The organism is Vibrio qingdaonensis (assembly GCF_026191675.1).
Classification (GTDB): Bacteria; Pseudomonadota; Gammaproteobacteria; order Enterobacterales; family Vibrionaceae; genus Vibrio; species Vibrio qingdaonensis.
The window spans coordinates 1-19682 of sequence record NZ_JAKRRY010000032.1 but is presented as its reverse complement, the minus strand read 5'-3'; the positions used below and the strand labels follow the sequence as shown (position 1 = coordinate 19682).

General features: G+C 40.9%; 18 protein-coding genes. 2 read left to right on the top strand and 16 right to left on the bottom strand.

The features are described 5' to 3' along the window. The first annotated feature begins 108 nt into the window (after positions 1 to 108). Positions 109 to 2007 carry a polysaccharide biosynthesis protein gene (locus tag MD535_RS19335; protein WP_265676709.1) on the top strand — a complete coding sequence of 633 codons (1899 nt, stop codon included), beginning with the start codon at positions 109 to 111 and terminating at the stop codon, positions 2005 to 2007. Next, positions 2004 to 3110: a glycosyltransferase family 4 protein gene (locus MD535_RS19330; protein ID WP_265676708.1), complete on the top strand. Its 1107-nt coding sequence runs from the start codon at positions 2004 to 2006 to the stop codon at positions 3108 to 3110. Before MD535_RS19335 ends, MD535_RS19330 begins: the two co-directional genes overlap by 4 nt. 33 nt (positions 3111 to 3143) lie before the next feature. On the opposite strand, the gene MD535_RS19325 is transcribed toward MD535_RS19330, so the two are convergent. The 16 genes from MD535_RS19325 to MD535_RS19250 form a co-directional block, all read right to left on the bottom strand. Next, positions 3144 to 4337 carry a glycosyltransferase family 4 protein gene (locus MD535_RS19325; protein WP_265676707.1) on the bottom strand — a complete coding sequence of 398 codons (1194 nt, stop codon included), beginning with the start codon at positions 4335 to 4337 and terminating at the stop codon, positions 3144 to 3146. After that, a complete protein-coding gene (locus MD535_RS19320; protein WP_265676706.1) occupies positions 4327 to 5211 on the bottom strand; it encodes a GDP-mannose 4,6-dehydratase in 885 nt (294 codons plus the stop codon). The genes MD535_RS19325 and MD535_RS19320 overlap by 11 nt, the downstream gene beginning before the upstream one ends. A 64-nt stretch (positions 5212 to 5275) precedes the next feature. Beyond that, positions 5276 to 6328, bottom strand: coding sequence for a GDP-mannose 4,6-dehydratase (gene gmd / locus MD535_RS19315; RefSeq protein WP_265676705.1), 1053 nt, complete (start codon positions 6326 to 6328; stop codon positions 5276 to 5278). Continuing rightward, positions 6318 to 8891, bottom strand: a complete 2574-nt coding sequence (locus tag MD535_RS19310) for a glycosyltransferase family 4 protein (RefSeq protein WP_265676704.1) — start codon at positions 8889 to 8891, stop codon at positions 6318 to 6320. Before MD535_RS19310 ends, gmd begins: the two co-directional genes overlap by 11 nt. Next, positions 8884 to 9270 (bottom strand): acyltransferase family protein, encoded by a 387-nt coding sequence (locus MD535_RS26325; RefSeq protein ID WP_390902963.1) that lies wholly within the window; start codon positions 9268 to 9270, stop codon positions 8884 to 8886. Before MD535_RS26325 ends, MD535_RS19310 begins: the two co-directional genes overlap by 8 nt. Positions 9271 to 9304: 34 nt before the next feature. Beyond that, positions 9305 to 10222 carry a class I SAM-dependent methyltransferase gene (locus MD535_RS19300; protein ID WP_265676702.1) on the bottom strand — a complete coding sequence of 306 codons (918 nt, stop codon included), beginning with the start codon at positions 10220 to 10222 and terminating at the stop codon, positions 9305 to 9307. Further along, on the bottom strand, positions 10223 to 10918 hold the full coding sequence (locus MD535_RS19295) for a class I SAM-dependent methyltransferase (RefSeq protein ID WP_265676701.1): 696 nt from the start codon (positions 10916 to 10918) through the stop codon (positions 10223 to 10225). Continuing rightward, entirely contained in the window at positions 10918 to 12240 is a 1323-nt protein-coding gene (locus tag MD535_RS19290) for an ABC transporter ATP-binding protein (RefSeq protein WP_265676700.1), read from the bottom strand. Before MD535_RS19290 ends, MD535_RS19295 begins: the two co-directional genes overlap by 1 nt. Next, a complete protein-coding gene (locus MD535_RS19285) occupies positions 12230 to 13033 on the bottom strand; it encodes an ABC transporter permease (RefSeq protein WP_265676742.1) in 804 nt (267 codons plus the stop codon). The genes MD535_RS19290 and MD535_RS19285 overlap by 11 nt, the downstream gene beginning before the upstream one ends. Further along, positions 13033 to 13587: a dTDP-4-dehydrorhamnose 3,5-epimerase gene (gene rfbC / locus MD535_RS19280; RefSeq protein WP_265676699.1), complete on the bottom strand. Its 555-nt coding sequence runs from the start codon at positions 13585 to 13587 to the stop codon at positions 13033 to 13035. Before rfbC ends, MD535_RS19285 begins: the two co-directional genes overlap by 1 nt. Further along, positions 13587 to 14465 (bottom strand): dTDP-4-dehydrorhamnose reductase, encoded by an 879-nt coding sequence (rfbD, locus tag MD535_RS19275; protein WP_265676698.1) that lies wholly within the window; start codon positions 14463 to 14465, stop codon positions 13587 to 13589. Before rfbD ends, rfbC begins: the two co-directional genes overlap by 1 nt. Next, complete coding sequence (gene rfbA, locus MD535_RS19270; protein ID WP_265676697.1) at positions 14465 to 15358, bottom strand: glucose-1-phosphate thymidylyltransferase RfbA; 894 nt, start codon at positions 15356 to 15358, stop codon at positions 14465 to 14467. Before rfbA ends, rfbD begins: the two co-directional genes overlap by 1 nt. Before the next feature lies 1 nt (position 15359). Continuing rightward, positions 15360 to 16424, bottom strand: a complete 1065-nt coding sequence (gene rfbB / locus MD535_RS19265) for a dTDP-glucose 4,6-dehydratase (RefSeq protein WP_265676696.1) — start codon at positions 16422 to 16424, stop codon at positions 15360 to 15362. After that, entirely contained in the window at positions 16421 to 17806 is a 1386-nt protein-coding gene (gene cpsG / locus MD535_RS19260; protein ID WP_265676695.1) for a phosphomannomutase CpsG, read from the bottom strand. The genes rfbB and cpsG overlap by 4 nt, the downstream gene beginning before the upstream one ends. After that, positions 17806 to 19206, bottom strand: a complete 1401-nt coding sequence (locus MD535_RS19255) for a mannose-1-phosphate guanylyltransferase/mannose-6-phosphate isomerase (protein WP_265676694.1) — start codon at positions 19204 to 19206, stop codon at positions 17806 to 17808. The genes cpsG and MD535_RS19255 overlap by 1 nt, the downstream gene beginning before the upstream one ends. Positions 19207 to 19484: 278 nt before the next feature. Next, the coding region (locus tag MD535_RS19250; RefSeq protein ID WP_390902962.1) for a transposase at positions 19485 to 19682 on the bottom strand (198 nt) is incomplete at its 5' end.

Sequence of the window (19682 nt, the reverse complement as noted above, 5' to 3'; positions counted from 1 at the left end):
CCGACACAGGGTAGAATCAAACAAAAAACAACATGCATAGACTCAGTACCTCTAAACTGAATATCTATCAACTCAGTATCCATAATCACAGTTGCGCCTAGGTTTACCATGCTATCTCATATCCCCTTTAACTTTTTACTCTCAGCAGATAGAAAGCTAAAACGAGCCATCACCATCACCTACGATGTTGTGGCGATTGCTTTTTCTTTATATCTTGCCATAGCATTACGCCTTAATGTGTACACCTTTGAGCTAAACTTAGATGAGGCTCTGACCCTACTCTGCACTATTGCCGTGACCATTGGATGCTTTATCAAGTTAGGCATGTATCGTGCCGTACTACGTTATATGATGCTCCCAGCACTTAGCCATATTTTTCTCGCTGTTTTTCTCTCTGCAATCACTTTGGCGCTGTCTGGCTTTTTCTTTCATACTTTTATTCCACGCAGTGTGCCATTTATTTACGCCGGTTTAGCTATACTCACCTTAGGAGGGCCTCGAGTCTTAATTCGCTCGGTATACTACCAAATGTACAAGCGCAGGAAATCTAATGTCTTTATATACGGTGCTGGCGCAGCTGGACGTGACCTGACCTACAGTTTGATTCAAGGTGAAGAATACCACCCAGTGGCGATTCTTGACGATGAACCAAAAAAGATTGGCCAAATATTTTTTGGTATTCGTGTTTACCCAAGCTCTGAATTTTCAGATTTAAATAGCCTATATAGCCCCAAGAAAATGCTGCTTGCGGTTAACAACATTTCTAAAGGTGAAAGACTACGACTGCTAGAAAAGCTCTCGCACTGGCCAGTAGAGATACTCTCTGTTCCTTCTGTCGAAGACATTGCGCTTGGTAAAGCAGAATCCACCGAAGTCAAAGAGCTGGATATTGAGGACCTTTTAGGTCGTGAAGCCGTAGAGCCGGACATGGCCTTGATGAGTCAAAACATTTCAGGTGCGAGTGTGATGGTGACAGGGGCAGGAGGCTCAATAGGCTCTGAGCTTTGTCGCCAGATCCTTAGGCTAAAACCGCAGTCGCTGGTTATATTCGAACTCAATGAATACAACTTGTACAAGATAGACCAAGAGCTTGCTTCTATTAAGCAGCGGCTAAACCTTAATGTGAGAATTGTACCGGTGCTAGGCTCTGTACAACGACAAAACCGCCTTGAAAAAACGATGCTCGCGAATAACGTCGACACCATTTTTCATGCCGCCGCTTACAAACATGTCCCCCTCGTTGAGAGCAATATTGTAGAAGGGGTTCGTAATAATGTGTTCGGCACGTTGTATTGCGCCCAAGCAGCGATTAACTGCAATGTAAAAAACTTTACGCTAATTTCAACCGATAAAGCGGTAAGACCCACCAATGTGATGGGTGCAACCAAGCGCATGGCAGAACTGGTACTGCAAGCACTTGCGGACAAGCAAAACACAACAACATTCACAATGGTGCGTTTTGGCAATGTGCTAGGCTCCTCTGGCTCCGTGGTTCCATTATTTAAAGAACAAATACGCAAAGGTGGCCCCGTCACCGTGACACACCCAGATATCATTCGCTACTTCATGTTGATACCAGAAGCAGCACAGCTCGTGATTCAGGCGAGTGCAATGGGGCACAATGGCCAGGTGTTTGTGCTGGATATGGGAGAACCCGTTAAGATATTGGATTTAGCCAAACGTATGATTCATCTTATGGGCATGCGAGAGCATATTGATGAATGTGGACAAGAGGGCGATATTGCAGTTAAATTTACTGGCTTACGCCCAGGTGAAAAGCTTTATGAGGAGCTACTGATAGGTGACAATGTGGAAGGAAGCGGCCATCAAAAGATCATGACGGCCAAGGAAGAAATGTTAAGTTGGAATGAAATGGAATTACTGATTAACGAATTGGATTTATGTTGTCATAATTTTGATGAAGAGTGTATTAAACGCATTTTACTAGATGCTCCAACAGGGTTTACACCCAACGCTGAATCAACCGAACAATTGAGAACAAAATGAAAGTACTACATGTTTACCGAACCTGCTACCCGGAGACAAAAGGTGGCTTAGAGCAGGCTATTCGCTATATTTGTAAAGGAAGTGGTGAACAAGGTATAAGCAATACTATTCTTACCTTAGGTTCAGAAAATAAAGAGTATGACTTTGAAGGTAGTCGAATAATCGTTATTAAGAAGAATTTAGAAATCTCTTCTAATGGCTTCTCTTTCAAGCTAATACAACGTTTTCGGCAGTTAAGTAAAGAGCATGACATTATCCACTACCAATATCCCTGGCCAACTGGCGACTTACTCAGTCTATTCGCTTACAAAAAGCCGTCTCTTGTTAGCTATCAATCTGACATCGTAAAGCAAAAGTTACTCAAGAAAATCTACCAACCTCTTGAGCAATACTTTCTGTCCCGAGTTGACCGAATTGTGGCAAGTTCTCCCCAGTATGCACAAACCAGTGAAAACTTGATCAAACACCGCAATAAAGTTGACGTAATTCCTCTAGCTATTGATGAAAGCACGTATCCAGAGATTGACGATGGTGTTGTCACGACTTGGAAGGAAAGGGTTGGTCGAGGCTTTTTCTTGTTTGTTGGCGTATTGCGCTACTATAAAGGGCTACAGTACCTGGTAGAAGCAGCCAAAATTAGTGGCTTACCTGTTGTTATCGCGGGGGATGGTCCAGAAAGAGAAGCTCTACAAGACTATATTAAGCAACATGAACTAACTAACGTAAAAATGGTCGGTTTTATTTCTGAAGAAGACAAAGTCGCGCTTCATACACTTTCTAAAGCCTTTGTATTCCCTTCACACCTACGCTCTGAAGCCTTTGGGATTTCATTGGTAGAGGCGCAGATGTTCGGTAAGCCCATTGTTAGTGCCGATATTGGAACGGGCTCTTCATACGTCAATAAAAATGGAGAAACGGGCATAACCGTTCCACCTGCAGATGGCGCCTTATTTGCGCAAGCGATGCAACAGTTAGCCAATGATGACGAGCTTTGCCAAAGGTTAGGTCAGCGGGCACGTGAACGCTTTAACAAAGAGTTTACTGCAAAACGCTATGCAGACAACTATATAGCGCTCTACCACCAACTTACCACATCATCTTAAACTGACGACAAGGTTCTATTATAACAATAGAACCTAAGCTCTCCTTGCGGTACCCGACACTATCTCCAGTAGTTGTTCGACCGTATTAGACCATTTAAATTCTGAAGCCCTTTGTATGCCGTTCTCTGCCAATTTCGCTTTGTCTTCTGGATATTGAATAAGCTTTAAAATTGCATCAGAGATGGCGACCTCGTTGCAAGGGTCCACAAGAAGAGCACCCGTTGCCGCAACCTCTGCTGTTGCCCCAACATTAGAGGTGATTACTGGTGCCCCAGATGCCATAGCTTCGATAACCGGTAACCCAAATCCCTCATAGAGAGACGGATAAACAAACGTAGCGGCCGATGTATACAAGTGCTTTAACTCATTGTCTGCCACGTAACCAGTAAAAATGATTTGCCCACGTTCAACCAGGTCGCTCGCGTTTTCCATAAGCTCGGAGTTTTTCCAGCCTTGGTCACCAACCAGTACCAAAGGATATTGGTTGCGTATTGCGTCAGGTAAAAGTTTATAGGCATCAATAAGTTTACTAAGGTTCTTTCTTGGCTCTAATGTCGCCACGCTAAGAATAAAGTGATTATGCTTTATGTTTAGTGAATGAAGTAACTCATCACACTCTTCTTTCGCATACGGTTGAAAATCATCAGATACCCCTAAATACAACGTCGAACTCTTGGCTTTACTCTGAGGAAAATAGGTATGAAGCTCATTTAAAATAAAATCAGAGTCCACAACGACATGATCAGATTTCGCGATTGAGCCCTGCATTTTGTTAGTTAAATAGGAAACTCGTGTGGCTGGGTGAAACTCTGGGTGTGATAGAAAAGACAAGTCATGTACCGTAGTGATTGTTACTCCTGGATAATCAAACGGAACAAAACTGGGTTCAAAATACACGTATCCTTCATTTGCAGCCATTTTTAGCTTTTGTTGTACCCGAAGAGAAAGTAGATAGTTTTTTAACTGATAAGTGCCCGGAATAGACCTTAACAACTCTACAAATAATCGCTTTTTGCTATTTGCAGAACTTTGTTTATCTGCACTTGTAGATTGAAAGTTAGACACAAGTTCAAAAAGCGATTCTCGAGTCAATAATTTACCATTTCTTATACCTACAACATCCACATTGCGAGAGAGTAATTCACTAAGAATATTAAGGGTATAGTAACCTATACCCGTTAATGGCATTCTAATTGGCGATACGTTGATCAACAATTTATTTTGCATGATACATATCGGCCAGAGTTTGCTCTATCTTGATTGAGGGAGCTTTACCAGTTAGTGATGCGAGCTTAGTATTATCGCCACCCAGTACTTTAATCTCGTTATCACGAACAAAATCAGGATTAACTCGAACCTGAATTTTATAGCCGGCGATCTCTTCCATCATTGAAATAATCGATTGCAATGATGTTACCTGACCAGAACACAAGTTCACAATTTCAGATTCTGCATCGGATTCCATAAGGTTAACATAAGCCAATGCTATATCGCGAACGTCACTAAAATCTCTGGACACATCCGTATTGCCCAGTTCAATTTCTGAAGCCTTTTTCTGAAAGTGAGACACAATTTTAGGAATCAAAAAATGCTCAGCTTGACCAGGACCGGTGTAGTTAAATGGTCTGGTAATAATCATTGGGTACTGGCTAAACCAGAGTTTTGCCATATGCTCCATCGCCAATTTGCTCATTGCGTAATGATTGACTGGCGAAGGTGAAACGCTTTCTGAGATACGCTGCACATTCTCAGGGTTGCCATAAATATTAGCACTGCTCGCGAAAACGACTTTCTTTAGTTCTAGTTCAAGTTCTTTTGCTGCTTCTAACAGATTCAGCGCACCAAATACATTAACGTCATAAAACGCTTTTTGGTCGGTGTGCCCTACAAAAGACAGTGCGGCAAGATGGATAATATAGTCTGGTTTTACTTCTTTGAGGCACTCTACCACCGCATTACGATCTGTCAGATCGCAAGCGACCTGTCCGGGTTTAGCTTCACGGTATACAAGCCCAACCACAGAGTAACCTCTTGAGGTCAACTCACTTTCGACATACTTACCAGTAAAGCCGTCAATACCGGTCAACAATACTTGTTTCATAATTTGATCTCAAAAAAAATGGCAACAGAAAAACTGCTGCCATCTTACAAAATAACGTCAAAGATTAGAACGAGAATCCTTGCTTGTTACGACGAAGGTCAGCTTCAACCATCATCGCACACAATTCTTCTAGTGTTGTTTTTGGCTCCCAACCAAGCTCTTTCTGCGCTTTTTCTGGGTTACCGATCAACAGTTCTACTTCGGCTGGACGGTAGAATTTAGGGTTAATTCTCATCACCACTTTACCTGTTGCTTTGTCTGTTGCTGTTTCGTTCTCTTCTGAACCGTTCCACTCAAGTTCTATGTCAGCAGCTTTAAACGCCATAGTAACGAAGTCACGGACCGTTTCTGTACGGTTAGTTGCTAAAACGTACGTATCAGGCTTATCTGCTTGCAGCATACGCCACATGCCTTCTACATAGTCTTTCGCAAAGCCCCAGTCGCGCTTCGCATCCATGTTACCCAACTCAAGCACATCAAGCTTACCAAGTTTGATTTTCGCTACAGAGTCAGTGATCTTACGCGTAACAAACTCTTGACCACGTAGAGGTGATTCGTGGTTAAACAAAATACCGCTTGTAGCGAAGATGTCGTACGATTCACGATAGTTGATCACCATCCAGTGAGCATACAGCTTCGCAACACCGTATGGGCTACGTGGGTAGAATGGTGTAGATTCACGTTGAGGAATCTCTTGAACCTTACCAAACATCTCAGAAGTCGATGCTTGGTAAAAGCGCATCTTAGGATTAACGATACGAATCGCTTCAAGAAGGTTTACAGGGCCGATACCTGTGATCTCAGCGGTTGTTAGCGGCTGATCGAATGATACACCGACAAAGCTTTGAGCTGCTAGGTTGTAAACTTCATCCGCGCCGCTTTCTTGAAGAAGTCGAATGCTGCTAGATAGATCCGTCAAGTCATACTCAACGAGCTCTAGATTTGGATGTTTTTCAATACCAAGCTCTTCGATACGCCAAAAGTTTACAGAGCTGGTGCGACGGTAAGTACCGTAAACTTTGTAACCTTTGTCCAATAGTAGCTCTGCCAGATACGCGGCATCTTGACCTGTGATACCTGTAATCACAGCTGTTTTATTTGCAGTTTCAATCGACATTAATAGCCTCAAATCTTTTCTTTATTTGTGTTGAAGTACATTCTGGTGAGAAGTTATCTCTAATGGTTTTCATTCCAAGTAATCCCACTTGCTTGGCTTGAGTTGGTTGATCGATTATGTTCTTCATGCATTGTGCAGCATGTCGTACATCAGGCTCTGCCCATTGAGAGTTAACCCCATAGGGAGAGTGATCACTAGTCTGTGCAATTTGAATAAGATTATAACGCACCAAATATGAGTTATCCGAATTCATAAACTCGGTGTTTCCGGACCACCCCGTAGCGATAACTGGTTTACCAAAGAACATAGCTTCTGCTAATGGCAACCCAAATCCCTCAGCACGGTGCAAGCTAACGTAGCAGTCAACCAAACTTGTTAAGGTGCTCAATTCATCTCTATCAAGATAGCCTTCCAGTAATTTGATTCTGTCATCTTTTTTAATAATATCTCGAAGATAGCTTCTGAAATCGGGATTATGTTCTAGATTTGATAACTTTAGAAGCAACTGTACATTAGCTTCAGGGGTACTACCAAAGGCCTCTAAAAAGGCTTCGACAGTGGCTTGAGGGTTTTTCCTATCAGAATGACTCAATGCGTCTGCCATTGTAAAGAAAACCGTTGCATCAGCTTTGAGACCAAAATGCTCACGATCCAGGCGAGGTAAGAGTTTCAAATCTATAGATGGATGTACAATAACAACTGGTTTATCAGTTTTTTTACTTATACTCTTTTTATTAAAATCTGACGATACCCAAATTTCATCTACTAAGTCGATTGCCTTATTAAACTTATCTGGAAAATCAGGCAACTCCCAATACCAAAAACCTATGTTGTATGCATCTGATAGACACGCTTTTCCCTCATCACTTTCTGCAAAAACATCCATTTGGTCGGCATTAACATGTATAAGATTGGTAGCGTATCGCGCACCAAAGTCTGCGTTGGCAGGAAGCAATCCTTGCATTCTTGAAATATTTCCAACACGATAATCGACAACCGAATATGGCAGCATCGAAACATTCAGAGCATTTATGTTACAGCGAGTAGCCTCTCCTATCCCACTTTCAGCATGTAAGTATCCAGCTATCGTTATACCAGCTTTATCCTTTGCAACATTAGAATCATTTGTGGCTTCATTTGTTGTCACTTTTGCTGTCTCTGAGTAAGGATGACGCCCCCCGTAGCCATGGGAAAAGACCAGCTTTCCGTATCCTGGCTTTATTCGTTTTTTGATTGAATAGGGGATTTTATCCTTATATTGCCATATTCTTCTAGCCAAAAACTTAGTAGCAGGTTCTAATACGTTTTTTTTATTAAAACGTCGCTGGGTTTCATTTTTAACTTCTCCAACATTAAGGGAGCTGAGGTTATTTACGATTGGGGCTAAATATTCTTCACCAAAGCTTGGCTCAGGGCTATTTACTAGCCAATCTAAATATCGAACAGTGTCGGTGTTATATAAATCTGGAAAAGCTGCCTGTAGATCCTTCCTAGATTCCCAGTATGCAATTGACAATCGGTTCAGAGGAACACCATTACCACCTTCTCTTATATTCTTGTTAAGGTAACCGTGCAGTTTTCTGACATCAATAATGGAAAAATAATCCAGATCAAAAAGAGTGTTGTTATCCTTGATAACCCTTCTAACACAATCCGGAACTTTAACGCCATCACAGAAGTCGTTATAGTAATAAGGTATTGTAGCGTATCTGTCTATACCATTAATTGTAAGGTCCTTGTTGTATATCTCACACAACTCAACCAACTCTCGACCTTTAGAGGTCTTCATAAATCTATTTTGATGTTTACTTAGTGTTTTAGCCTTTATCGAGTAGCCCGAATAATGGAAAAAGAAAAGTTTATTACCATTTACAAAATAAGTGTCACTAGACTTAGTGATGTCGCGATGGTTTAGGTTCCAATATGCCACATTCCAACTGTCATCTTTGATTATTTTCACTTTATCAAACAGACTTGGTACAAGATCCATCCATTTTTGATCTACAAATAAACCTCTTTCCAAATCTACAACACACTCCTTATATAATTTGCTTTTCCACCATTTAAGAAGTTTTTTGGCTTCCTTTCCATTTGATAGGCCGATAAAGCCCAAATTATAAGAACCTGCTTGAAGGATTCCCAACTCTCCTGGTAACTTATCGTCATCAAGTAAATCTGTTAGATGTGGCGTTAAAACAACATTGTGATCATTTAGTTCATACCATAGCCTGTCCAAACTATCGAAAAGTCTAATATCGGGGTCAAAATAGGCAACATTTTCAAACCCTCTATCTAAAAGCATGTCCATGATAAAAGGTTTAATCGCGGTATTTAGCTCTAGAATCGAGTACTGATAAATAAAACCAGATAATTTTTCAATCTGCAGTTGCTCTAATTCAATAACTTCCGCTCCTTGAGGATAATCAACGCTATCCAATTTCTTGTCACACAATCCAAGGACCAGCGTTGTATCAGGGGAGTGCTCTGCAATACTATTAAATAATGTATGCGCATAATGCATATAGTTATTAGATACTATTGTAAATATACAATTGTTACTCATCTATAGACCTCGATTTTCTTTGGAAGACGCATAAAGGGCTTCTCAACAAAAGTGTAAAAAAATATAACACCAAACTAATAGTAAAAGAAATAGCTATGGCTATCGCTAATGGAGGAAAGATTCGAAAAAACCTCTTTAATAAAAATTCCGAGGGACTTTCTTTTAAAGAGACATGTGCGACAACAAAGCCACTAATTAGAAAAAATATAGCAACGCAAAAAAAACCGAAATTTTGCACAATACCAAAAGGATGTATTAGAAAGCGAGATACTGATTCAGAAACTACAGATTGTGAATAATCAGCACCCGCCCTTCCAGCAATCAGATGAGCATATACTACTATCAAAGATGCAGCGGCTCTCAGGTAATCCAAGAACACGTAGTGCTCGTCAACCTGACTATTTACTTGATTTTCAGTCACTATCTTTTAACTCTTTAATCAGTTTTCGAATGATTTCATCTTTCTCTTCAATCGCTTGTTTCAACGAGTGTATATATAGATTACTTTCGGCTATTATCTCGTCTTTCATGCCTAGCGTTTCTTGCAAAGAAGCGATATGGCTATCATATTCTTTATAAAGACTATTATCATCATCTAATAATGTACTGCTTTCCAGTAAACTCACCTCCCCATCACTACAACCGGCAATAAAGAATTTACCTTCATATACCGTAACACTATTAACCTCACACTCCAGATTAATTTTCGCAAAGGTAGGAGCCTTATTCTTTTTAAGAAATCGAGTATGCTTTTTTTCGCTAGCGTTCAAAGGAAGAATGAAACTGCAGCTACTTTGAAACTGAGAAGAAAATCTAACATTTTTAAAGTTCTTTGATAATATGTCTGAGAACTCTAATTTATCGAGTTCTTTTATATGAAACTCATTATCTACGCCTGCATAGTGTTTAGAGTCAACATTTGGAGTTGTTATTAACAATACTCCTTTAGGCTTCAAAACTCTTTTTATTTCACTTAACGCTCGCTTTTGCGTCTCTTCATCTACATGCTCAATTGTTTCAAAGCAGGTAACAACATCAAATGAGTTATCTAAAAATGATAAGTTTTCGATATCTTCCACCTGGAAGGTTAGATTTTCAGCATCATATATTTCATTACAATAATTAATATTGTCTCGACTTATATCTCCACCAACAACACTGTCTGCTGTTCGACTTAACATATTACTGCCATACCCGGTTCCACACGCTACATCAAGAACCTTTTTACCTTTAATAAAATTAGACGCCATTATATATCGGTGCCAGTGCTCCAATGTAATCACCATCGATTTAACTACATTAGGAACATATCTCTCGCCTGTGTATTCCATTTATTTTCTCATTTTTATTGCTAACCCTGATGGGTACTCGAAATTACAAATAGTTAGCTCGGAAAAACCTACTTCTAGAGCAAATGTCCAAAAGTCCGCACCGAACTCAGTATGGACAAAATAATCGGGGGTTCGATTGCCTTCTATTCCATGAAAAGATGCTGGTAGACCTTTCCTTGAACGAGTGAGACGCTCAACTATCAAAGGTATAGTAAATATACACACACCACCAACATTCAATATTCTATGAGTTTCCGACAGTGCTAGTTTGAAGTTTGGGATATGTTCTAAGGTATCGGAGTGCAACACTATGTCATATGTATCGTCTTCAAGACTCAAAGCTTGAAAGTCATACTCTGGATATGCGATATGTTTGTGATTTTTTATTCTCTGTAAATGACTGGACAAATTACCTACAGAATTGACTTCTAATACTCTCAAATCATTAAACACACCTGAGTCTATCATAACATCTAGATATCTGCTTTCTGGAGAGTACTCTCTTATTAATGAATGTGCTATTGCCATAACCCTAAGGTTATTTCCACAACCTTTGCAACCTAAGCCTTGTTGCTTGTTCATATAGTTTTTTTGGTTTTCATTCAACTCCCATTCATCCACAAGTTCAGCCCACAGAACCGGAATATATTCGAATTCAAGCGCACCACACACAGGGCATTGCTCTGGATATAACATTAACTAGTTAACCTCTCAATAGTAATATTTTTCATGGGTATACCTATCAGGCCATGAACTGTAGATGATGAGCTAATGGTCAAAATCAATGCATCATGTATCCACTGATGTTGAATATGGTTTTCCTGACTTCCATTAGCAACAGCAATGCCTAGAGAATACTCACCAACAGGTAGAGTTGGGAAACGAAATGCAAATTTAGTTTCAAACCTATCGCCAGGAGAAAAGCACAACGATTTATTCATAAACTCAATATAACTATTATCCGCGAGAATTGTTTGCCCCAACTTGTCTTTAAGCTGGAATCCAATAATGGGACTATCTAAAGCGATCGACGTTTCACACTCGACGCAAATAGACACAAATTCTCCACCGACCAACCACGAAAGAGGTTGGTTATTATCGTCCAGTATTTTGACTTTGGTTACTTCAACTCCACCAACACCAAAACCCGAACTCTCTTCGTTAAATATCGAAATATCTATGTCATTACGAAGATTACTGTTATTTATGAATTTCATTCTCTGATCAATGTAATCTGTGTCATCATTGACTTTGTGTTTTTTCACAGTATCTTCGTTAACATTGCCATAAAGTTGAGCTAAGTATGTTTCAACTACTTTTTTGGGACTATCATCTAAAACTAGAGATCCTGAATCTAACAAAATAGCTCGATTGCACAAACTTAATATAGCACTCGTATCATGGCTAACAAAAATAATAGTGCCATTCTCCATAAAGCTTCGAAGAAACCTCATGCATTTTTGGACAAAATATGCATCTCCAACACTTAGAGCTTCATCAACAACCAAAATGTCCGCATCAACATGCGCAATTACAGAAAATGCTAGTCTTACAACCATACCACTAGAATAGTTTCTGATTGGTTGAGAAATAAATTCTGGGGGCACACCAGAAAACTCAATGATACTCTCATACTTATCATCAACTTCCTTTCTACTCAACCCTAGTAACGTTGCGTTTAAGTATACATTTTCTTTACCCGTGAAGTCCGGATTGAAACCTGAACCGAGCTCTAACAAAGCTGCAACTCTACCATGCACTTTACATTTACCTGCTGATGGACTGAGCGTAGAGCAAATCATTTGTAGTAGAGTAGATTTACCTGAACCATTTCTACCGAGTATACCAACGACATCGCCTTTTTTTATATTAAATGAGATGTTATCAACGGCTGTAAACTCTGTTTTGAAAGTACCAAAGCGACCTAAGAACATTTGTTTTAGTCTATCTATTGGTTTTTCATAAACATCATAAACTTTACTTATATCATTGATTTCTACTGAATAATCACAAGACATCTGCAAAACCATCCCTAAGTTTATCAAAGAACCAAATTGAAAGAACCAAAAGTAGCAAAGCAATCAGACTGTAGAGTGCCAACTGATTCCAATTAGGTTCCCCCCCCCAATAAAGTGCTTGACGAAGATTATTTATAGGAATCGTAATAGGATTGAAATTTACAATAAATCTAAACCCTTCGGGTATTTTTTCCAATGGAAAAAATAATGGTGACAAGAACATCAACCCGGTAGTGATCAACGCAATCATTTGGGAAATATCTCGAACATACACACCTAGCGCTGATAGAATATAAGTAATAGCTAAGACCATAATTACGAACGGTAGAACTATCGGAATAACATATAGCGAAGTTGACTGAACAGTATCAAAAACAAGATAATAGCCAATATACCAAACTACTAAACTAATTATCAGTTGAATAATGTTACATACAATCAAAGAGAGAGGAATTATTTCTAATGGGAAAACTACTTTTTTGACATAATTTTCATTCGATACTATCAAAGACGTCGAGCGATTTAGACTCTCTGAGAAAAAATTAAATAATATCAATCCCAGAAAGAGTATCAAAGCAAACTCACTTTGACTCTCCTCTCCCGTACTCCACCTCGATTGCAGCACTGTACCAAATACAAACAAATATACTAATAACATAAAAAAAGGTGTTAATAGTAACCATCCGCTCGCTAACAGAGAGCCTCTATAGCGAGATTGAACCTCCCTAGAAGACAAGGCAAATAACATGTCTCTATTTTTAATTGAAGATAGAAAGTAGTCCTGTAGCTTCATCACAAATAAACAGCCTCACGTAAACAATTAGCGTCAAGATCTTTTGAGGACAGTGTCGGTACAATACCTTCTTCAATTGGCCACTGAATGTCAAGCTCTTTGTCATTCCAAAGGATCGAGTGTTCCGCATCAGGACGATAATAATCTGTACACTTGTACACAAACTCCGCTTCTTCAGTCGTCACATAAAAACCATGGGCAAAGCCTTCTGGCACCCATAGTTGTCGTTTATTTTCTGCAGAAAGATATACGCCAATCCACTGACCAAATGTTGGAGAATCCTTACGAACGTCCACAGCCACATCAAAAACTTCACCAGATACAACTCGAACTAATTTACCTTGAGTGTTTTCCGTCTGATAATGTAGACCTCGCAGAATACCTTTCTTCGATTTAGAGTGATTGTCTTGAACAAATGTCGTCGGCTTGCCACCAGTAACCAGCTCTTCAAACTTCTTTTGCTGCCAAGTTTCCATGAAGAAACCACGTTCATCGCCAAAAACTTGTGGTTCAATGATTTTTACGTCTGGGATTTTGGTATCAATTACTTTCATTATTTGTATTCCGCAATATTGTTCAATGCTAACTTCCAATCACTTGGAACAATTCCAAATACAGATTCGATTTTGCTGCAATTTAATCTTGAGTTAGCTGGCCTAGGCGCTGGTAGTGGGTACTGATCTGCAGTAATTTCATTAACTAAAGGTATACTTTTCAAAACACTATATTTGTCAGCAGCTAGGAATATTTCTTTAGCGAACTCATACCAACTCACATGAGGAGCACCAGAATAGTGATAGACCCCCGAAAGATCATTATCAGCGACAGCAAATTTATCCATCATTGTGATAAGCGCGTCAGCGATGTCGCCAGCATAACTCGGACCGCCGAGCTGATCTGCGATGATCCCCAGCTCTGGTCTGTCGGCACCTAACCTCAGCATCGTTTTCACAAAGTTGTTTCCATGCTCACCAAATACCCATGCAGTGCGCAAGATGGCATATTTCGAGCAATGCTCCTGAACCGCTAACTCACCCGCTAACTTACTCTTACCGTACACACCTTTTGGCCCTGTTGTGTCACACTCTAAATATGGCTCAGATTTACTCCCATCAAAAACATAGTCTGTTGATATATGCAGTAATAACGCGCCTACACTCTCTGCGGCAATCGCAAGGTTCATTGGGCCATCACGATTGATAGCGAAACTAGGTTCGACATCACTTTCGGCTTTATCAACGGCCGTATGCGCAGCAGCATTAATCACAACGTTTGGCATTAACCGAGCAATTACAGCCTGAACTTGTTCTTTACTCGTGATATCAAGCGCGTCACGATCATAAGCAACAACTTTTACATCGTCACGCTTATTTAAACGTTCTACCAGGCAGTAACCAACTTGTCCGTGACAGCCTGTAATCAATACTTTCATTATTTATTCACTCTTTTGCGCTTGTCTTCAATTAGCCTCATCAAATACTGACCATAGCCGTTTTTAAGCATTGGCCCGGCTATTTCACTCAAAACTTCATCAGACAGCCATTGGTTTTGCCAGGCTATCTCCTCTAAACATGCCACCTTGAGCCCCTGTACGTGCTCAATCGTTTGAACGAACGAAGATGCTTCATGAAGGCTCTCATGTGTACCTGTATCCAACCATGCAAAACCTCGCCCAAGTAACTCTACATTCAAAGAACCATTATTTAGATACATTTCGTTTAGTGTAGTGATCTCTAGTTCACCACGTTCTGATGGTTTAACCTGTTTGGCCAGTTCCACAACTTTATTATCATAGAAATACAGCCCAGTGACCGCATAATCAGATCTTGGCTCTTTTGGTTTCTCTTCGATAGAGAGTACTTTCATGTCCGCATCAAACTCGACCACACCAAATCGCTCCGGGTCTTTTACTTTGTAACCAAATACTGTAGCTAAGCCTTGCTCTGTTAATTCTCGAGCACTCTGTAGCTGTTTACTGAACGCCTGGCCATAAAAGATGTTGTCACCAAGAACAAGACAAACTGAGTCATCTCCAATGAATTCTTCACCAATGATGAATGCCTGAGTAAGTCCATCCGGGCTAGGTTGAATGGCATACTCTAGGTTAATGCCATAATCACTACCATCACCCAGAAGTCGCTTGAAACCAGCCTGATCTTCAGGTGTTGTAATGATCAAAATATCGCGAATACCCGCTAGCATCAGCGTAGAGATCGGGTAATAAACCATTGGCTTATCATAGATTGGAAGTAGCTGTTTTGAAGTACCGCGAGTCAGCGGATATAAGCGAGTACCAGACCCACCAGCCAATACAATACCTTTCATATTACTTTTCTGCCCCCAAACGCTCTAAACTGTATGAGCCATCAAGCACACGACTCCACCAAGGTTTGTTGTTCAAATACCACTCGACGGTTTTTCGAATACCTGATTCGAAGGTCTCTTCCGGTCTCCACTCCAATTCTCGCTCAATCTTAGACGCGTCAATCGCATAGCGTACATCGTGGCCTGGGCGATCTGTCACGTACGTGATCAGCTCTTCATAGGACTTTACACCTTCAGGTTTATTCGGAACCAACTCTTCTAGCAATGCACAAATAGTCTTAACAACTTCGATGTTCGCTTTCTCATTATGGCCTCCAATATTATAGGTTTCTCCTATAACGCCTTCTGTCACTACTTTATATAGTGCTCTAGCGTGATCTTCTACAAACAACCAATCACGGATCTGCATGCCATCACCGTAAACCGGCAAGGATTTACCGTCTAAAGCATTCAAAATCATCAAAGGAATGAGCTTTTCAGGGAAGTGATAAGGGCCATAGTTGTTGGAGCAGTTGGTCACGATTGTAGGAAGGCCATAAGTTCTCAGCCATGCCCTAACCAAGTGGTCGCTAGACGCTTTTGAAGCCGAGTAAGGAGAAGAAGGCTCATAAGATGTTTCTTCGGTAAACAGGTCATCGGTACCTTCGAGGTCACCATATACTTCATCAGTAGAAATGTGATGGAAACGGAATGCTCGCTGTTTATCTTTATCAAGATTAATCCAATATGCTCGAGCAGCCTCAAGTAAATTGTAGGTACCGACAATATTTGTTTCAATAAAAGCAGCAGGACCATCGATCGATCGATCAACATGAGACTCTGCCGCCAAATGCATGACCGCATCGGGTTTGTGCTCTGCAAACACACGATCTAGTGCTGCGCGGTCACAAATGTCTACTTGCTCAAATGCGTAACGCTCATTTGAGTCAATCTCTTCAAGTGACTCTAAGTTACCTGCATAAGTCAGTGAATCAATGTTTACCACTGAGTCTTTGGTGTCGTTGATTATATGACGAACAACTGCCGAGCCGATAAAACCCGCACCACCAGTTATCAATATTTTCATTTAGCACTCCTTAGAATATTCAAAATATCCTGAGTTTTTGTAGACATCTGAGCTACACTCCCTTTACTTTCAACGTTCAAACGAACCACTGGCTCAGTATTAGATGAGCGCAAGTTAAAACGCCAATCTGCGAATTCTAAGCTAATACCATCGGTTTCATCAAATTCAAGCGCATCTGATTTGTAGGCGTCGAGAACGCGCTGAATAGATTCTTTTGGATTCTCTAGCTTTGAGTTGATTTCACCTGATGAAGGATACGCAGCAATGCGTTCTTTGACAGTTGCAGATAACTTCATGCCTTTAACAGACAGCAATTCTGTCACCAGTAGCCAAGGAATCATACCCGAGTCACAATATGCAAAGTCACGGAAGTAATGGTGGGCACTCATCTCGCCGCCATAAATCGCATCTTCTTTGCGCATACGCTCTTTGATGAAGGCGTGGCCTGTTTTTGACATAACCGGTACACCGCCCGCTTGAGTAACGACGTCAATTGTGTTCCAAGACAATCGCGGATCATGAATGATCTTTGCACCTTTTTCTTTTTGCAAGAAGGCTTCTGCCAGTAGACCTACAATGTAGTAGCCTTCAATAAAGTCGCCATTTTCATCAAACAGGAAACAGCGGTCAAAGTCACCATCGAATGCAATACCCATATCCGCTTTATGTTCTTTCACTGCGTTTGCCGTATCTTCACGACACTCAGGTAATAATGGATTGGGGATACCATTCGGGAAATTACCATCTTCTTCATGGTGAACTTTAACGATTTCCAGTGGAATATTAAGTGCTTTGAAGCGCTCTCCCAAAGAGTCAATGACATGACCTGCAGCACCGTTACCCGAGTTGATCACTAACTTCATCGGTTTGATGTTTTCTGGGTTAATGTATCCCATTAAATGGTCAGTATAATCATTCAGTATATCTATCTTCTTGTACGTGCCTTTTTCTACGACATTAACAAACACGTTCTCTTCTGCAAGAGTCTGAATATCTCTCAAGCCAGTATCACCGCTAATTGGCTTAGCGCCTTCACGAACCAATTTCATACCGTTGTAATCCATCGGGTTGTGACTGGCCGTTACTTCTACGCCACCATCAACCCCTAAATGAAACGTGGCAAAGTAGATCTCTTCAGTGCCCGACAGACCAATATCTAAGACATGTACTCCTGCATCCATGATGCCGTTCGCCAAAGAAAGCTTAAGCTCTTCACTGGTTAGTCGAACATCACCACCGACCACTATGGTTTTTTCTTCGGCACTTTCACTTTTTAAAAACTGACCGTAAGCGCGACCAATTCGGTATGCGATATCATTATCTAGCTCTGAACCTAGCTGGCCACGGATATCATAAGCTTTAAAACATGTTAAATTAGTCATTATTTACTTTCCTCTAAACGTACTACATCATCTTCGTTTAGGTATGAACCTGATTGTATTTCAATAAGCTCTAACGGCATTTGGCCTGGGTTTTCCACCATGTGGCTTACGCCTACTGGTATGTATAGCGATTGATTTTCTGTGATAATCTGCTGTTTGTCATTGCTGCTCACTTTTGCGGTACCAGAAACCACCACCCAGTGCTCTGCACGATGATAGTGCATTTGAAGTGACTGTTTCTTACCTGGCTGCACTGTGATTCTGTTTACTTTATAACGCTCACCGCCATCGATAGCGTCTGATTTACCCCAAGGGCGGTACACTTCTCTGTGCTCTCTGAACTCTGCTCGGTTTTCTGCTTTTAGATGCTCAACTATTTTCTTAACCTGTTGAACATTGTCTTTATGAGCGACCAAAACCGCATCTTTGGTTTCTACAACCACAATATCTTTCACACCAACAGAGGCAACGAGCTTATTCGGTGCATAGATATAGCACCCTTCAGTGTCTTCTGTTATTGCATCTCCATGAATTACATTGCCCGCACCGTCTTTTTCTGACACTTCCCACAACGCAGACCACGAGCCTACATCACTCCACCCTGCGTCCATTGGCACGACAACCGCTTTATCAGTGCGTTCCATAACGGCGTAATCAACAGAATCATCCGGACACTTTAAGAATTCGCTTTTATCAACACGGATAAAATCCATATCCTCTGTCGTGCCATTGGTGGCTTTCAAGCAGCATTCATAAATTTCTGGGGAGTAGTTTTTAAGCTCTCCTAGGAAGACACTGGCTTTAAACATAAAGCAGCCACTGTTCCAATAATATTCACCACTCGCAACGTATTGCTCAGCGACGTCTAGTTGAGGCTTTTCAACAAACTGATCAACAACATAACCCGCTTCGCCTTCCTGAGTGCCCCGTTTAATATAGCCGTACCCAGTTTCTGGTGCTGTTGGAACAATACCAAAAGTCGCTAGCTTACCAGCATCTGCAACAACTTGGGCTTTACGAATTGACTCTTGGAAAGCGGGAGTATCTTTTACAACATGATCTGCTGCTAATACCAACATCACAGGATCATCACCATGCGCTATGGCCTGCATTGCTGCAAGTGCGATAGCAGGTGCGGTATTTCGCCCAGCAGGTTCTAATATAATCCTAGCTTTCTGCCCAAAAGTACGAAGCTGCTCCGCCACAACAAAGCGGTGATCTTCATTAGAAATAATGATCGCTTCAGATGTCGACATTCCACTAATTCGGTCTAATGTTGACTGCAACATTGTCAGGGAGTCTTGATTACCTAATGCTAAAAACTGCTTAGGAAAAGCCGAGCGTGATAGTGGCCATAGTCGAGAGCCTGAGCCACCAGCCATAATGACGGGTATAAACATAATTGTTCTTCTATAAATTGTGAATAATACTTTTACTACCCTGCTAGCATAAAAACAGGGTATATAATTAATGTCAGTGATGATGAGATTCAGGGCAAGATTACGAAGCCCCTTGCCCTGCAAGGACTTGAGAAAGATAAGCGTTACTTCGATTTGCTTTCTTCTGCTTCCTCTTGATCCACGGAAACCGCATGAACATCACCGTTACGTAAGGCTTACGAGAACCTTACTTAGGTAGTTTTCATCCATTGCGCACGGAAACCGCATGAACATCCCCGCTACGTAAGGCTTACAAGAACCTTACTTAGGTAGTTTTCCTCCATTGCACAGTTCATCCGTTTACGTTTAATGCCACCTTTAAACGTGGTCTCACTCTTTAATAGGTTCAAACTCATCTGCCTGATCCTAGCAAAAGCCTCTGCTCGATCGTCCGCTCTAATACGAGAGTTATCCTCACAAAATGCGGTATCAAGGGA

What these genes read in the sequence shown, in the direction of transcription:
- MD535_RS19285 (WP_265676742.1), bottom strand. Translation starts at nt 13,033, where the DNA reads ATGAAGCTACAGGACTACTTTCTATCTTCAATTAAAAATAGAGACATG.
- cpsG (WP_265676695.1), bottom strand. Translation starts at nt 17,806, where the DNA reads ATGACTAATTTAACATGTTTTAAAGCTTATGATATCCGTGGCCAGCTA.
- MD535_RS19310 (WP_265676704.1), bottom strand. Translation starts at nt 8,891, where the DNA reads ATGAGTAACAATTGTATATTTACAATAGTATCTAATAACTATATGCAT.
- rfbB (WP_265676696.1), bottom strand. Translation starts at nt 16,424, where the DNA reads ATGAAAATATTGATAACTGGTGGTGCGGGTTTTATCGGCTCGGCAGTT.
- MD535_RS19300 (WP_265676702.1), bottom strand. Translation starts at nt 10,222, where the DNA reads ATGGAATACACAGGCGAGAGATATGTTCCTAATGTAGTTAAATCGATG.
- gmd (WP_265676705.1), bottom strand. Translation starts at nt 6,328, where the DNA reads ATGTCGATTGAAACTGCAAATAAAACAGCTGTGATTACAGGTATCACA.
- MD535_RS19330 (WP_265676708.1), top strand. Translation starts at nt 2,004, where the DNA reads ATGAAAGTACTACATGTTTACCGAACCTGCTACCCGGAGACAAAAGGT.
- MD535_RS19335 (WP_265676709.1), top strand. Translation starts at nt 109, where the DNA reads ATGCTATCTCATATCCCCTTTAACTTTTTACTCTCAGCAGATAGAAAG.
- rfbC (WP_265676699.1), bottom strand. Translation starts at nt 13,587, where the DNA reads ATGAAAGTAATTGATACCAAAATCCCAGACGTAAAAATCATTGAACCA.
- rfbD (WP_265676698.1), bottom strand. Translation starts at nt 14,465, where the DNA reads ATGAAAGTATTGATTACAGGCTGTCACGGACAAGTTGGTTACTGCCTG.
- rfbA (WP_265676697.1), bottom strand. Translation starts at nt 15,358, where the DNA reads ATGAAAGGTATTGTATTGGCTGGTGGGTCTGGTACTCGCTTATATCCG.
- MD535_RS19320 (WP_265676706.1), bottom strand. Translation starts at nt 5,211, where the DNA reads ATGAAACAAGTATTGTTGACCGGTATTGACGGCTTTACTGGTAAGTAT.
- MD535_RS19290 (WP_265676700.1), bottom strand. Translation starts at nt 12,240, where the DNA reads ATGTCTTGTGATTATTCAGTAGAAATCAATGATATAAGTAAAGTTTAT.
- MD535_RS19325 (WP_265676707.1), bottom strand. Translation starts at nt 4,337, where the DNA reads ATGCAAAATAAATTGTTGATCAACGTATCGCCAATTAGAATGCCATTA.
- MD535_RS19295 (WP_265676701.1), bottom strand. Translation starts at nt 10,918, where the DNA reads ATGTTATATCCAGAGCAATGCCCTGTGTGTGGTGCGCTTGAATTCGAA.
- MD535_RS19255 (WP_265676694.1), bottom strand. Translation starts at nt 19,206, where the DNA reads ATGTTTATACCCGTCATTATGGCTGGTGGCTCAGGCTCTCGACTATGG.